Consider the following 14,670-nt stretch of genomic DNA (forward strand, 5'->3'; position numbering starts at 1 on the left):
CCGCTGCGCTCGCGAGGGTGACGTGGGGCAGGGTCCGGGGCCGCCGGGCCTGCGTGGTGTGGACCTCGCGCGAGTCCGGGAGCGGGCGACCGGCGTGAGCCGGACGTCCTAGGGGATTGACCACATCCGGTCCGGGAACTCCCCGTCTGCCTCCACAGATTGGTTCGCCCAGCTAACATCTTTGGCGGCCGAGGCGAGGGAGGACGATGACGATCCAGGCGACCGGGCGCCGCGCGGACATCGGGGACGGGTCGGAGGACCCCCGTACCCCGACGGACCACACGCTCGGTGCCTCGACCCGAGAACGCCGGTCGACGCCCGAACGGACCACCACCGGCGCGACGCCCCGCATCCGGCTGCGCGACCGTCTCGTCGCCTCCGACCCGGGGCACGTCCGGCTCGCGCTCGCCACCCGTGCGGCCGCATCGCTGGCCCTCGCACTCGGGGTGTCGGCGCTCCTCGCCCAGGCCCTCGGGCTGGTCGGGACGCAGGCCGTGATCGTCATCGTGCTGGGCGCGGTCCTCACGATGATCACCACGTTCACGGCCTCGGACCCGACGCCGGGCGGCCGGGCGCTCACCCAGGTGAGCCTGCCGCTGGCGATGCTCGCCGGGATCACGCTGAGCACGCTGGTCGACAAGCACCGCGTGCTCTCGCTCGCGCTGTTCGTCGTCGTGATGTTCGTGGTCGTGTGGGTCCGGCGCTTCGGGCCGCGTGCATTCGCGTGCGGCATGGTCGCGTGGATGGGCTACTTCATCGCCCTGTTCCTGCAGCTGTCGTTCGCCCAGCTCCCGGTCGTCCTGCTCGCCGTCGCGACGACGACCGTGCTGCTGCTGGTGATCGCACTCGTCATCGCCCCGCAGCGACCCGCGCGACGGCTGCGCCGCATGGTCGACTCGTTCGCGGCGCGCACCCGCGTCGCCCTCGCCGAGCACCGTGATCCGGATCTGCGGCCGGTGTGGCGCCGCGCCGACGAGACCGCCCGAGACCGCGCGGTGCTGCGGGTGAACGAGGCCGCCGTCCTCGTCGACGGCCAGCTGGCCGTCCCCGGGGCTCTCACCGACGCGGCACGCGCCGTCGACGTACGCGCCGCCGTCATCCGGGTCGAGGCCGCCCTCGCCCGGGCACTGGACGACGTCGACCCGGGCGGCGACCGCGCCGTGACCGAGGCGCTGGCCGACCTCGACACCGTGCTCGACGACGACCGGGCCGGTCGCCCCCGCCCCGGCGGCCGGCCGGAGGAGGCTCCCTTCGAGCCCGCCACCGATCTGTTCGCGGGCTTCCTGCCCGGCAGCGCCGCCACCGTCGGCCCGATGGTGGCCCCGGACGAGGGGGCGGACGAGCCGGACGGGACCCGACGCCCCGGCCGGATGCTGCTCTCCACTCGGCAGGCCTGGCAGATCGCCCTCGCCGGCGGCCTGTCGATCGCGCTCGGCGACGCGCTGTCCGGTCAGCGCTGGTACTGGGCCGTGCTCGCGTGCTTCCTGGCGTTCACCGGCACCGCCACCGCCGCGGAGACGATCCGCAAGGCCGTGCAGCGCACCGTCGGCACGCTGGTGGGGGTCGTCGTGGCCCTCGTGGTGGTGCCGTGGCTCGGCTCGTCCGCCGCGGTGTCGCTCACCGTGATCCTCGTGGCGATCTTCGTCGGCTTCTACCTGTTCCGCGTCTCGTACACGTGCCTGGCGTTCGCGGTGACCCTCATCGTCGCCGAGCTCTACGAGCTGCTCGGCACCTACTCCAGCGGACTGCTCGCCCTGCGCGTCGGCGAGACCGCGCTCGGGGCGGTCGTCGGGGGCGTCGTCGCCGTCTCCTTCCTGCCGATCACGGCCGTGCGCGCCGAGCGCGCCGCCCGGACCCGGCTGGCGGAGGAGCTCCGCGCGGCCACCGCGGACGTGGCGGCCGTGGTGCACGGGGAGACGGGACGGGACCTGCACGCCCGCGCCCGGGCCCTCGACGCCGCCGTGCACCAGCTCGCGCTGATCGGCGTGCCGCTCTCGCTGCGCGTCGCGCCCGGCGGGGCCCGGCGCCGCCCGACCATCGCCCGTCGCCTCGCCGCCTGGGTGCGCTGCGCGGTGCGGGTCCGGGCCCTCGTCGAGGCCGCCCGGCAGCTTGAGCACAGCCGGCGCTCGGACCCCGCGCTGCGCCACGAGCGCGTCGGTGCCGCCACCCGCGCGGTGCAGGGCCTGGTCGACGCGCTCGCCGAGGGCCGCGACCCCGGCGAGCACCGCCACCGGGCCTGGGACGACGATCCGGACGACGTGCTCACCGAGCTCTCGGCGCTGCACGGCGCCCTGGTCGCGCTGCACGAGATCGACCCGGACGCGGCCCCCGAGGCCGCGGAGGGCGACCCCGGGCCGAGCCGGCCCGTCGTCGGGAGCGGCCTGCGCGGGCGGGTGCACGACGAGACCGGGGCCGGCGTCGCCGCGGTCGTCACCGTGGTCGACCCGGACGGCACGCAGCACGGGCGGGTCACCACCGCCTCCGACGGGAGCTTCGCCCTCCACCTTCCCGACGACGGCTGGTGGCAGGTGGTCGTCGCGGCCGACGGTCACACGCCGTACGCCGGGCGGGTGGCCGGCGGGACGCACGACGTCCTGTTGCGCCCGGCTCGCGCCCTCCGTCGCTGAACGACCGCTCACCGAGGCGGCGGCCCGGGCGGACACGGGCCGTCGTCCCCAGGTGACCGACCGGCGACGCCGCCGGACAGGGCACCCGCTCCTGACCTAGTCTGGACTGATTCCGGTGGACGACGACGTTCACCGGGGTGAGCAGGGGGTCGCACCAGCGGAGGTGACCGTGAGCCAGGACGTGGGGCCGGTCGAGACGGTCACGCCCGAGTCGTCCGGCGCGGCGGCGGAGCCGACCGTCGGGTCGACGGAGCCGCGCGAGGCCCGCCGGCTGGAACCCGTCGGTGGCACGAGCACCGGGCGGCCGCGCTCGGCGACCCGCCGGGTCCGCGCCCGGATCGCCCGCCGGATCACCGCGCAGCGCACCGGGCCGGTGAAGCCGGTCCTCGAGCCGCTGGCGACGGTGCACCGGGAGCTGCACCCGAGCGCCGACCTCGCGATCCTGCAGCGCGCGTACGACACCGCGGAGGCCTTCCACGAGGGCCAGATGCGCAAGTCGGGCGACCCGTACATCACCCACCCGCTCGCCGTCGCGACGATCCTCGCCGAGCTGGGCATGGACTCCACGACGCTGGTCGCGGCGCTGCTGCACGACACCGTCGAGGACACCGACTACTCCCTCGAGCGCCTCGCGACCGACTTCGGCGCCGAGGTGGCGCACCTCGTCGACGGCGTGACGAAGCTCGACAAGGTCCAGCTCGGGGCGGCGGCCGAGGCGGAGACCATCCGCAAGATGGTCGTGGCGATGGCGCGCGACCCGCGGGTGCTCGTCATCAAGCTGGCCGACCGGCTGCACAACATGCGCACGATGCGCTTCCTCAAGCCCGAGAAGCAGGCGAAGAAGGCGCGGGAGACGCTCGAGGTGCTCGCCCCACTGGCGCACCGGCTGGGGATGTCGACGGTCAAGTGGGAGCTCGAGGACCTCGCGTTCGCGATCCTGCACCCGAAGCGCTACGACGAGATCGTGCGGCTGGTGGCCGACCGGGCGCCGAGCCGCGACACCTACCTGCGCACGGTGATCGACGAGGTGTCCGGCCAGCTCGAGGCCGCGCGGGTGAAGTCCGAGGTGCTCGGCCGCCCGAAGCACTACTACTCGATCTACCAGAAGATGATCGTCAAGGGTAAGGACTTCGACGACATCCACGACCTGGTGGGCGTCCGCATCCTCGTCGAGGACGTGCGCGACTGCTACGCCGCGATGGGCATGGTCCACGCGCTGTGGCAGCCCATGCCGGGCCGGTTCAAGGACTACATCGCCCAGCCCCGCTTCGGCGTCTACCAGTCGCTGCACACCACCGTGATCGGGCCGGACGGGCAGCCCCTCGAGGTGCAGATCCGCACCCACGAGATGCACCGCACCGCCGAGTACGGCATCGCCGCGCACTGGCGCTACAAGGAGACCAAGGGCTCGCACAACACCGGCGGGCTCGAGCTCGACGAGATGGCGTGGATGCGCCAGCTCCTCGACTGGCAGCGGGAGGCGGCCGACCCGGGCGAGTTCCTGGAGTCGCTGCGCTACGACCTCGCCACCCGCGAGATCTTCGTGTTCACGCCGAAGGGCGACGTGATCACGCTGCCCGCCGGCTCCACGCCGGTGGACTTCGCGTACGCGGTCCACACCGAGGTCGGCAACAAGTGCATCGGGTCGCGGGTCAACGGCCGCCTGGTCGCGCTCGAGCGGCAGCTCGAGAACGGCGAGGTCGTCGAGATCTTCACGTCGAAGGCCGAGAGCGCGGGCCCGTCGAAGGACTGGACGGGCTTCGTCGCCTCGCCGCGGGCGAAGCAGAAGATCAAGCAGTGGTTCGCCAAGGAGCGCCGCGAGGAGGCGATCGAGGAGGGCAAGGACTCGATCACCCGGGAGGCGCGCCGCACCGGGCTGCCGTTGCAGCGCCTGGTCTCGGCGGACTCCATGGGCGCGCTCGCCCGCGAGCTGCGCTACGCCGACGTCACCGCGCTGTACGCGGCGGTGGGGGAGCACCACGTCTCCGCGCGGCACGTCGTGCAGCGCCTGGTCGCCCTGCTCGGCGGCGTCGAGCAGAACGAGGACGAGCTCGCCGAGCGCGCGACGCCGTCGACGGTCCAGCGCCGCCGCGGCACCGGCGACGTGGGCGTCGTCGTGAACGGCGTGGACTCCGACGACGAGTCGTCCACCGACCTGTGGATCAAGCTCGCCCGCTGCTGCACGCCCGTCCCGGGCGACGACGTCCTCGGCTTCGTCACCCGCGGCGGCGGGGTGTCGGTCCACCGGACCGACTGCACCAACGCCGACGACCTGCGCTCCGAGCCGGAGCGCCTGGTGGACGTCAGCTGGGCCTCGTCGTCGACGGCGGTGTTCCTCGTGGCGATCCAGGTGGAGGCGCTCGACCGGCACCGCCTGCTCTCCGACATCACCAAGGCGCTCGCCGACGAGAAGGTCAACATCCTGTCCGCGTCGGTGACCACGAGCCGCGACCGGGTCGCCGTGAGCCGGTTCAGCTTCGAGATGGGCGACCCGAAGCACCTCGGGCACGTGCTGCGGGTGGTCCGCAACGTCGAGGGCGTCTACGACGTGTACCGGATGACCTCGGCCAGCTGAGCGGTCAGGTGCTGAGCTTGCTCAGCACCTGGGCCAGGTCGTCGATCGCCTGCTCCCGGGCCTCCGCCGCGAGGTGTGAACACCACAGGGGGGCCTGGCTCATCGTTGCGTGCATGGCCTGCAGGGTCGCGTCGACCGAGACCACCGTGAACTCCCCGGCCGCCACGCCCTCGGTGATCTCGCGGCGGAACACCAGGTCGTGGCGCCGCCGGAGCTCCCGGATGCGGTCGCGGAGCGCGGCCGGCCACGAGTCGGGGACCAGGAACAGGCGCAGCGCCGCCGGGTACTCACCGACGGCGATCGCGATGTGCTCGCGCAGCAGCGCCCGCAGCCGTTCGGGGCGCGGGGCGTCCACCAGCGATCCGGCCAGCGCCTCGAGCCGCTCGGTCCAGTCGGTCCCGAGCGTCTCGATCGCGGCCGTGGCCAGCTCGTCCTTCCCGGCGAAGTAGTAGTACAGCGAGCCCTTCGTGACGTCGAGGCGCTCGGCGACCTCCTCGAGGGTCGTCGCCTCGTAGCCGCGCTCCCCGAACACCTCGGCCGCGACCGCGACGATGCGCCGCACACGCTCGTCGCGCTTGCGCTGGACCCGGTTCACGGTCCCGATCTTAACCCATGAGCCGACTCTTGACTCATCGGTCAAACTTCGGCACCTTCGTCAGCACCAGGACGGAGGCCGACGATGGACCTCGAACTCACCGCCGCCCAACGTCGGGTGCGGGACACGGCTCGGGAGATCGCGATGGGCACGCTGCTCCCCGGCTACGCCGCGCGGGAGCGGGCGGGACGGATCGATCCGGCGGTGCGCCGCGAGCTGGGCGGGCTCGGCCTGATCGCCCCGGAGCTGCCGGTGGAGCTGGGCGGTCGCGGCACCGACCGCGTCACCACCGGCCTGGTGTGCGAGGAGATCGGCCGTGGCGACGTCAACGTCGCCTACCTGCAGGTCGTCGGCTCGCTCGTCGGGCAGATCCTCGTGGCGAACGCCCCGGACCTCGCCCGGGAGTGGGTCCCGCGGATCACGGCGGGGGAGGAGATCGTCGGGATCGGGCTCACCGAGCCGCACGGCGGCTCCGACGCCGGGATGCCACGGATGACGGCCGTTCGGGACGCCGGGTCGTGGCGGCTGGAGGGGGTCAAGTCGCTCTCCTTCGCGACCGACGCCGCGGCGGTGGTGGTCTTCGCGCGGACCGGGGGCGACATCCGGGGCAAGGGGATCTCCGCGTTCCTGGTGCCCCTCGACGCGGACGGCGTGACGCGCGAGCCCTACCCGGACGTGGGCACCACGGCCATCGGGCGCGGCGCCGTGCACCTCGACGGCGTCCGGGTCCCCGCGGAGAACCTCATCGGGGCCGAGGGCGCCGCGTTCGGACAGGTGATGCAGGGCTTCGACTTCAGCCGGGCGCTGATCGGGCTGCAGTGCCTCGGCGCGGCGGAGCAGTCGGTCGACGAGACCTGGTCCTACGTCACGAAGCGGGAGGCGTTCGACCGCCCGCTGTCGACCCGGCAGGGCGTCGCCTTCCCGCTCGCGGAGCACGAGACCTACCTCGCGGCGGCCCGGCTGCTGTGCCTGGAGACGCTGTGGCGCAAGGACACCGGCCGTCCGCACACGGCGCAGGCGGCGATGTGCAAGTGGTGGGCCCCGAAGGCGGCGCACGAGGCGATCACCGCGTGCCTGCTGCTGCACGGGCAGTACGGCTACCGCCGCGAGCTGCCCTTCGACCAGCGGATGCGCGACGTCCTCGGTCTGCAGATCGGCGACGGCACCGCCCAGATCATGAAGCTCGTCATCGCCCGGCAGCGCGTCGGCCGAGCGCTCGCACCCTAGGGAGGACCGACACGATGGGACGGCACGACGGGAACGTCGCGATCGTGACCGGCGCCGGACGCGGCATCGGCCGGGCGATCGCGGAGAGGTTGGCGGACGAGGGCGCCACGGTGGTGGCGACCGACGTCGACGAGGGCACGGCGAAGGACACGGCGGCGGCCGTCGGGGGCACCGCGGTCGCGGCCGACGTCAGCGACCGGGCGTCCGTCGACGCGCTGGTGGCGCGGACGGTCGAGCAGCACGGCCGGATCGACGTGCTGGTGAACAACGCGGGCTTCGACGTCGTCGGACCGTTCGTCGACTCCGACCCCGACCAGTGGGGCCGCATCATCGGGATCAACCTCGTCGGCGTCCTCAACACCTGCCACGCGGTGCTGCCGGTGATGATCTCGCAGCGACGCGGGGCGGTGGTGAACCTCGGGTCGGACGCCGGCCGGGTCGGCTCGTCCGGGGAGGCGGTCTACTCCGCGGCCAAGGGCGGGATCATCGCGTTCACCAAGACGATCGCCCGCGAGACGGCCCGCCACCAGGTGCGCGCCAACTGCGTGTGCCCGGGCCCGACCGACACGGCGCTCTTCGCCTCCGTCGTCGAGGGCAACGACCGGCTGCGCGACGCCCTGGTCAAGGCCATCCCGATGCGCCGGCTCGCCCAGCCGACCGACCTGGCGCCGACGGTGTCGTTCCTGGCCTCCGACGAGGCCGGCTTCGTCACCGGGCAGACCGTCAGCGTCAGCGGCGGGATGACGATGTCATGAGCTACACCTACGACCCCACCGCGTACCGGCGGTTCTTCGAGCACTCGTTCACCTATCTCGCCGGGTTCCGGCGCACCGCCCGGCGGTTCGCCGAGCGCCCCGCGATCACCGACCCCTCGTCGGGACGGGCCTGGACCTACGCCGAGCTCGCCGTCGACGTCGACCGGCTCGCCGCGGGCCTCGCGGCCGCCGGGGTGCGCCCGGGCGACGTCGTGACCTACCAGCTCTACAACTCGCCGGAGTTCGCGCGGCTCTACCTCGCCACGCAGGCCCTCGGCGCGGTGGGATCGCCGATCAACTTCCGGCTCGCGCCGGGGGAGGTCGCGCACGTGCTCGCCGACAGCGAGCCGCGGGTGTTCGTGTACGACGCGACACTGCAGGAGACGGTGGCCGAAGCCCTGCGGCGCAGCCCGCACCGACCCGACGTCGTGATCGCGGTGCAGCCGGGGGAGGAGCTCGCGGGCCTCCTGCCCGAGGGCGGCCCGGTCGACCCGCCGCCGGGAACGGTCTACGACGAGACCACCCGGCTCTACACCTCGGGGACGACGGGGGTGCCGAAGGGCGTGCCGCTGAACAGCCTCGTCGAGGTGTTCAGCGCGCACGACGTGGCGATGCACTTCCCGCTCGGGCCGGAGGACGTCACGCTCAACATGACGCCGTGGTTCCACCGCGGCGGGCTGTACTCCGGCGGACCGAACCCGGCGTTCTACGTGGGCGCGCAGGTGGTGCCGCTGCGGGCCTTCGACGCCGACCTCGTGCTCGACCTCGTCGAGCGGCACGGGCTGACCTTCCTGGTCGGCGCGCCGACGAACCTGGCGATGCTGGCGGCGGCGCAGGAGGCGCGGCCACGGGACCTGGCGTCGTTGCGCGGCATCGTCACGATGGGGGCGCCGCTGGAGCGCGAGGCCTGCCTGCGCTACCAGTCGGTCCTCACCGAGCGGATCTTCAACGGGTACGGGACCACCGAGTCGTTCTGGAACACCTTCCTCCGCCCGGCCGACCTGCCCGCGCACGCCGGGGCGGCGGGACGGGCGTGCACCGACGACGAGGTGCGGGTGGTCGCGCTCGGCGGCGGACCGGACGAGGAGGTCCCGACGGACGGCGCGACGGTCGGGGAGGTGATCGTCCGCTCGCCGAAGGCCGGCTACGCCTACGTGAACGTCCCCGAGCAGGAGCGGACGAAGTTCGACGACGACGGCTGGATCCACCTCGGCGACCTCGCGACCTGGGCGGCGGGGGAGGTCGTGACGATCGTCGGCCGCGCCGACGACATGCTCGTCTCCGGCGGGGAGAACGTGCACCCCGTGCAGGTCGAGGAGGCGCTCAACGAGCTGCCCGGCGTCGCGGACTCACTGGTGGTCGGCGTGCCCGACGACCGCTGGGGCCGGCGGGTCGTGGCCTACGTGGTGCGGGCCGACCCGGCGCTCACCGCGGAGGACTGCGAGGCGCACTGCCGGGACCACCCGATGCTCTCGCGCTACAAGCGCCCGCGCGGTTACCGGTTCGTCGACGCGCTGCCGTTGACCGCGACGGGGAAGAAGATTCACTACCGGGCGACCGAACAGGCGGTCGACGACGTCGCGGCGGGTCGGTTCACCGACGTGCGAGGAGGCACGGATGTCCTTCGATAGCTACGAGCAGCTGCTCTTCGAGCGGCGCGACCACGGCGTCCTGCTCATCACGATCAACAACCCGGACAAGTACAACGCCACCGACGAGCAGCTCCACGGCGAGCTCGCGCGGGTGTGGCGTGAGGTGGACGCCGACCCCGACGTGCGGGTCGCGGTGGTGACCGGCGCCGGCAAGGCGTTCTCCGCCGGCGGCGACCTCGCGATGGTGGAGCGGATGGCGGGCGACCACGCGCGGGTCTCGCACATGCTCAAGGAGGCGTCCGAGCTGGTCTACAACATCATCGACTGCGAGAAGCCGATCGTCTCGGCGATCAACGGCGTCGCGGTGGGCGCCGGCGTGGTGGTGGCGCTGCTGGCGGACGTGGCGATCGCCGCGGAGGACGCGAAGCTCGGTGACGGGCACGTCAAGCTCGGCGTCTCCGCCGGCGACCACGCGGCGATCATCTGGCCGCTGCTGGCCGGGATGGCGAAGGCGCGCTACTACCTGCTCACCGGCGAGATGGTCACCGGCGCCGAGGCGGAGAAGCTCGGCATGGTGGCGAAGGCGCTGCCGCGCGAGCAGGTGCTCGACGAGGCGCTGCGGGTCGCGGACGTGCTGGCCACCGGGTCGCAGCAGGCGATCCGGCTGACCAAGAAGTCCCTCAACAACTGGCTGCGCGCCATGGGACCGACGTTCGACCAGTCCGTGGCCTACGAGATGCTCTGCTTCCTCGGCCCGGACGTGCACGAGGGCGTGGCGGCCCTGCGGGAGAAGCGGGCGCCGGCGTGGCCGTCGGCCACCTGACCGCACCTGAGGGGGAGACCGGTGCCCCCTTCGATCCGATCCGTGGGACCGGCCCCGGGGGCTCTGCTATCCAGCGTCCATGACCTCTCCCGCCGTGCCGCGCACCCAGGAGCGCATGACCCACGACGTCTGGTTGCCGGACGAGACCGTCGACCTGCGGGCCCGCGCGCGGGTCGCCGTGGAGAAGCACCTGGTGCCGGTGGCGCGCGAGATCGGCTCGCGGGAGGAGTCCCGGGACTCGTTCCCGTGGGAGGCGTTCCGGGGTCTGGCCGGCGAGGGGCTGTTCGCGGTGCCGTTCGCCGAACCGTTCGGGCCGGGACTCGAGTACCCGATGCTCGCGACGTGCACGGTCACCGAGGAGATCGCCTACCACTCCTCGTCGATGGCGGGGGTCTACGACGGGCAGTGCCTGCTCGTCCCGCAGACCCTCGTGCACGCGTCGAGCGAGCTGCGGGAACGCCTGATCCCGGAGCTGACCTCGGGCGAGACGTCGTTCGCATTCGCCACGACGGAGCCGGACACCAGCTCCGACCTCACCGCGGAGCGGATGTCGACGGTCGCGACCCGGGTCGACGGCGGCTTCTCCGTGACCGGCCGCAAGCGCTGGATCACCAACAGCGTGGTCGCGGGCTGGGTGACGGTGCTGGTGCGCGCGGAGGACACCGACCGCGCGGCGATGCTGCTGGTCGACCTGCGCTCGCCCGGGGTCCGGATCGGCGAGCCGGACCTGAAGATGGGCCATCGCGACCAGATCACCGCGGACATCGTGTTCGACGACGTGCACGTGCCGGCCGCGAACCTGCTCGGGGAGTGGGGCAACGGCCTCGGCGTCGCGCTCGGGTCGCTGGTGCGGGGACGCATCGGGATCGGGGCCGCTGGGGTCGGCATGGCGCAGGCCGCGCTGGACCTCGCGGTGGAGCGGCTGCGGACCCGGCACGTGTTCGGCGGTCCACTCGGGGCGATGCAGCACTGGCAGTTCACGATGGCCCGGCTTGCCACCGAGATCGAGTGCGCCCGGACCCTCTACCAGAAGGCGTCGATGCTGCTCGACCGCGGGGACCGGACCGCGATGCCCGAGGCCGCGATGGCCAAGGAGTTCGGCACACGGCTGGCCAACGACATCGTCCGCGAGGCCATCCAGATCCACGGGGCCGTCGGGTTCGCCCGACAGGTCTCCGAGTCCGGCGAGTCCGTGCGCCTCGAGGAGATGTACCGCGACGCGAAGATCCTCGAGATCTTCGAGGGTGCCAACGAGCTCCAGAACTGGATCATCGCCCGGCAGCTCATCGGCCGCGACGTCACGGGGTAGGTGACCCCAGGCCGCATCCCGGGCACGGGGTCGCCTTCACCATCGCGTCGGCGGTCGTGAACTCGTAGGGGAAGTCGGCCCGCGGCAGGCCGCACACGGTGCTGGTGGCGTCAGCCTCCGCGAGGACGTGGACGTCGCCCGACGGGCGGCGGAACAGGTCGGGTCTGCCCGCGTAGACCCGGCCGGGGCGCAGCCCGGGGTAGTCGCTCCAGGTGAACCGCGAGGCCACGACCAGGGTCATGACCGGGACCCTAGAGCCGCCTCCTCGTCGGGGACCACGTTCACCGCGGGATCGGCGTTGTACTCCGGGCGGGCGCTGCGCGGGTCGAGCGGGTTCACCGTGGCCGGGTCGACGTCGGCGTCGGACTTCCGGGTCAGGGAGCGGACGCCGTTGTCGATGACGGTCACCAGCGGCACCGCGAGCAGCGCGCCCGCGATCCCGGCGACGACGAGCCCGCACGCGATCGGGAGCACCACGGCCAGGGGGTGCAACTTGATCGACTTCCCGAGGAACAGGGGCTGCAGGATGTAGCCCTCGAGGTTCTGCACGGCGAGCAGGAGCAGGACCACGAGCAGGGCGTCGGTGAGGCCGCCGCTGACGAGCGCGACGAGCGCCGCGACCGCCCCGGAGATCACGGCGCCCAGGGTGGGGATGAACGCCCCGAAGAAGATGAGGGCGGCGAGGGGGACGGCGAGCGGGACGCCGATGAGCCAGAGGCCGATGCCCGCCGTCACCGCGTCGATGAACGCCACCACGATGATCGCCCGGGTGTAGCCGACGAGGGAGGCGAACGCCCGCCGGCCGGCGACGTCCGCCCGGTTGCGCACCGCCCGCGGGACGCCCCGGAGCAGGAACCGCCAGATCACGCCGCCGTCGTGGATGAGGAAGATCAGCGTGAACAGGGCGAGCAGCCCCTCGGTGAACAGCTCCCCGACGGTGCCCACCGCGCCGAGGGCGCTCGCCGCGATCGCGGCCTGGCTCGCCTGGATGCTGCCGAGGACCTGCTCGCCGATCTGGGCGAACTGCTGGTTGTTCAGCCCGAGTGGTCCGGTGCGCACCCAGTTCTGGATCTCGGCGAGGCTGCCGGTGAAGGCGCTCGTCAGCTCGGGGAGCCCGGAGATGAAGGCGTAGACGACACCGGTGAACACGCCACCGACCACCGCGAGCCCGGCGATGATCACGATCGCGGTGGCCACGGCGTGGGGGAGCCAGCGCACCCGGGAGCTCATCAGGTGGGCCTCGGGCGCGAGCAGCGAGGCCAGGATGAGGGCGATCACCACGGGGATGAGGACGACCGAGAGCGTGCTCGCGACGTAGATCAGCGTGGCCACGGCGGCCGCGATCAGCACGACCCGCCACGCGAGCCCCGCGGCGACGTCGAGGCCGTGCGGGATCGTCCAGCGCTGCCGCATCGGCTTCACCGGCCCCGGCTCGACGCCCGGCGCCGCCGTCGTCGCCCGACCGGCGGCCGGATCCGTGAGCCGGTCGCCCACGACCTCCGGGGCGCCGGGCTCGGAACCGCGCTGCGCCGTCACGGGCGTCACGGTAGACCTGCGCTGGTCGCAGGGCCGGACGGCCGGGCTGAAGATGTTCCGGACGGGTTCGCCCGCCGTCCACGTCGGCGACGGGCGGACGCAGCCGAGCGACCCGTCGTCGGGAAAGTGGGGTGTCCTGGCCTACTGGATCGGTGCAGAACGGCGTAGGGTGAGGGCCGTGAGTCGTCGCGCGAAGATCGTCTGCACGCTGGGCCCGTCGACGTCGTCCCCGGAGCGGATCCGCGCTCTCGTCCGGGCGGGGATGGACGTCGCGCGCCTGAACTTCTCCCACGGGGAGCACGCGCAGCACGCGGAGGTCTACGCCAACGTGCGCGCCGCCGCGGACGCCGAGGGACGCGCGGTCGGCATCCTCGCCGACCTGCAGGGCCCGAAGATCCGGCTCGGCCGCTTCACCGACGGGCCGCAGATGTGGGCCACCGGCGAGACCGTGCGGATCACCACCGAGGACGTGGCCGGGACGCACGACCGCGTCTCCACCACCTACAAGGGCCTCGCCGACGACGTCCGACCCGGCGAGTCCCTGCTGATCGACGACGGCAACGTGTCGGTCGAGGTCACCGGGGTCGAGGGCCGCGACGTGGTCTGCCGGGTGGTCGAGGGCGGCAAGGTCTCGGACAACAAGGGCATCTCGCTGCCGGGCACCGTGGTGTCGGTCCCGGCGATGAGCGAGAAGGACGAGGCCGACCTGCGCTTCGCCCTCGGCCTGCGCGTCGACATGATCGCGCTGTCGTTCGTGCGCTCGCCCGCGGACGCCGAGCTCGTGCACAAGATCATGGACGAGTACGAGTGCCGGCTCCCCGTGATCGCCAAGCTGGAGAAGCCCGAGGCGGTCGACGCGCTCGAGGCCATCGTGCTCGCGTTCGACGCGGTGATGGTCGCGCGCGGCGACCTCGGCGTGGAGCTCGCGCTCGAGGACGTCCCGCTGGTGCAGAAGCGTGCGGTGCAGATCGCCCGCGAGAACGCCAAGCCGGTGATCGTCGCGACGCAGATGCTCGAGTCGATGATCCACAACTTCCGCCCGACCCGCGCCGAGGCCAGCGACGTCGCGAACGCGGTGCTCGACGGGGCCGACGCGGTGATGCTCTCGGGCGAGACCTCGGTCGGCGCCTACCCGATCGAGACGGTGCAGACGATGTCGCGCATCGTCGAGGCGGTCGAGTCCGGCCCGGCCTCGGTCCCGGCGATCCAGCACGTGCCGCGGACCCAGCGCGGCGTGGTGACGACGGCCGCGCGCGACATCGGCGAGCGCCTCAACGCCCGCGCGCTCGTCGCCTTCACGCGCTCCGGCGACACGGTGCGCCGGCTCGCCCGGCTGCACACCCGGCTGCCCGTCCTCGCCTTCACCCCGGTGCCGGCGATCCGCTCCCAGCTGTCGCTGTCGTGGGGCGTCGAGACGTTCCTGGTGCCCTGGGAGGAGACGACCGACGCGATGATCGCGCGCGTCGACGCCTCGATCCTGCAGATCGGCCGCTTCGCGCCGGGTGAGCTCGTCGTCATCGTGGCCGGCTCGCCGCCCGGGCAGGCCGGCAAGACCAACCTCATCCGGGTGCACCGGCTGGGGGAGGACACGCACTAGCCGGGTTCTGAGCGAACGGCACTCTCGCAGCTTC

General features: G+C 73.0%; 11 protein-coding genes. 8 read left to right on the forward strand and 3 right to left on the reverse strand.

The annotated features are described in order from the left end of the window. Positions 1-206 precede the first annotated feature (206 nt). Positions 207-2,627: an FUSC family protein gene (locus ACQPYX_RS13500; protein WP_433803424.1), complete on the forward strand. Its 2,421-nt coding sequence runs from the start codon at positions 207-209 to the stop codon at positions 2,625-2,627. A 271-nt stretch (positions 2,628-2,898) separates the two neighbouring features. Continuing rightward, positions 2,899-5,202 carry a RelA/SpoT family protein gene (locus ACQPYX_RS13505; RefSeq protein WP_433803715.1) on the forward strand — a complete coding sequence of 768 codons (2,304 nt, stop codon included), beginning with the start codon at positions 2,899-2,901 and terminating at the stop codon, positions 5,200-5,202. 4 nt (positions 5,203-5,206) lie between these two features. Here ACQPYX_RS13505 and ACQPYX_RS13510 read toward each other — a convergent pair whose 3' ends face one another. After that, positions 5,207-5,797, reverse strand: a complete 591-nt coding sequence (locus ACQPYX_RS13510) for a TetR/AcrR family transcriptional regulator (RefSeq protein ID WP_433803425.1) — start codon at positions 5,795-5,797, stop codon at positions 5,207-5,209. Positions 5,798-5,881: 84 nt separating this feature from the next. Here ACQPYX_RS13510 and ACQPYX_RS13515 point away from each other — a divergent pair, with 84 nt between their 5' ends. The 5 genes from ACQPYX_RS13515 to ACQPYX_RS13535 all read left to right on the forward strand — a co-directional run bounded on the left by ACQPYX_RS13515 (position 5,882) and on the right by ACQPYX_RS13535 (position 11,503). Further along, positions 5,882-7,024: an acyl-CoA dehydrogenase family protein gene (locus ACQPYX_RS13515; protein ID WP_433803426.1), complete on the forward strand. Its 1,143-nt coding sequence runs from the start codon at positions 5,882-5,884 to the stop codon at positions 7,022-7,024. 14 nt (positions 7,025-7,038) lie between these two features. Beyond that, the gene (locus ACQPYX_RS13520; RefSeq protein ID WP_433803427.1) at positions 7,039-7,779 is read left to right on the forward strand and encodes an SDR family NAD(P)-dependent oxidoreductase; all 741 of its coding nucleotides are present in this window, start codon (positions 7,039-7,041) and stop codon (positions 7,777-7,779) included. Next, positions 7,776-9,410 (forward strand): class I adenylate-forming enzyme family protein, encoded by a 1,635-nt coding sequence (locus ACQPYX_RS13525; RefSeq protein WP_433803428.1) that lies wholly within the window; start codon positions 7,776-7,778, stop codon positions 9,408-9,410. Before ACQPYX_RS13520 ends, ACQPYX_RS13525 begins: the two co-directional genes overlap by 4 nt. Further along, a complete protein-coding gene (locus ACQPYX_RS13530) occupies positions 9,397-10,194 on the forward strand; it encodes an enoyl-CoA hydratase/isomerase family protein (RefSeq protein WP_433803429.1) in 798 nt (265 codons plus the stop codon). Before ACQPYX_RS13525 ends, ACQPYX_RS13530 begins: the two co-directional genes overlap by 14 nt. Positions 10,195-10,273: 79 nt before the next feature. Continuing rightward, positions 10,274-11,503, forward strand: a complete 1,230-nt coding sequence (locus ACQPYX_RS13535) for an acyl-CoA dehydrogenase family protein (protein ID WP_433803430.1) — start codon at positions 10,274-10,276, stop codon at positions 11,501-11,503. Here ACQPYX_RS13535 and ACQPYX_RS13540 read toward each other — a convergent pair. Both ACQPYX_RS13540 and ACQPYX_RS13545 read right to left on the reverse strand, forming a co-directional pair. Then, positions 11,493-11,744 (reverse strand): hypothetical protein, encoded by a 252-nt coding sequence (locus tag ACQPYX_RS13540; RefSeq protein WP_433803431.1) that lies wholly within the window; start codon positions 11,742-11,744, stop codon positions 11,493-11,495. The two genes, ACQPYX_RS13535 and ACQPYX_RS13540, sit on opposite strands and share 11 nt — an antisense overlap. After that, a complete protein-coding gene (locus ACQPYX_RS13545) occupies positions 11,741-13,039 on the reverse strand; it encodes an AI-2E family transporter (RefSeq protein ID WP_433803432.1) in 1,299 nt (432 codons plus the stop codon). Before ACQPYX_RS13545 ends, ACQPYX_RS13540 begins: the two co-directional genes overlap by 4 nt. 178 nt (positions 13,040-13,217) lie before the next feature. On the opposite strand from ACQPYX_RS13545, the gene pyk reads away from it, so the two are divergent. Next, positions 13,218-14,636: a pyruvate kinase gene (gene pyk / locus ACQPYX_RS13550; protein ID WP_433803433.1), complete on the forward strand. Its 1,419-nt coding sequence runs from the start codon at positions 13,218-13,220 to the stop codon at positions 14,634-14,636. Positions 14,637-14,670 lie beyond the last annotated feature (34 nt).

Origin of the sequence: Actinomycetospora sp. CA-084318 (assembly GCF_050955885.1) — a bacterium.
GTDB lineage: Bacteria > Actinomycetota > Actinomycetes > Mycobacteriales > Pseudonocardiaceae > Actinomycetospora.

Coding starts and splice junctions, on each gene's coding strand:
- ACQPYX_RS13520 (WP_433803427.1), top strand. CDS start 7,039: ATGGGACGGCACGACGGGAACGTCGCGATCGTGACCGGCGCCGGACGC.
- ACQPYX_RS13500 (WP_433803424.1), top strand. CDS start 207: ATGACGATCCAGGCGACCGGGCGCCGCGCGGACATCGGGGACGGGTCG.
- ACQPYX_RS13540 (WP_433803431.1), bottom strand. CDS start 11,744: ATGACCCTGGTCGTGGCCTCGCGGTTCACCTGGAGCGACTACCCCGGG.
- ACQPYX_RS13515 (WP_433803426.1), top strand. CDS start 5,882: ATGGACCTCGAACTCACCGCCGCCCAACGTCGGGTGCGGGACACGGCT.
- ACQPYX_RS13530 (WP_433803429.1), top strand. CDS start 9,397: ATGTCCTTCGATAGCTACGAGCAGCTGCTCTTCGAGCGGCGCGACCAC.
- ACQPYX_RS13525 (WP_433803428.1), top strand. CDS start 7,776: ATGAGCTACACCTACGACCCCACCGCGTACCGGCGGTTCTTCGAGCAC.
- ACQPYX_RS13535 (WP_433803430.1), top strand. CDS start 10,274: ATGACCTCTCCCGCCGTGCCGCGCACCCAGGAGCGCATGACCCACGAC.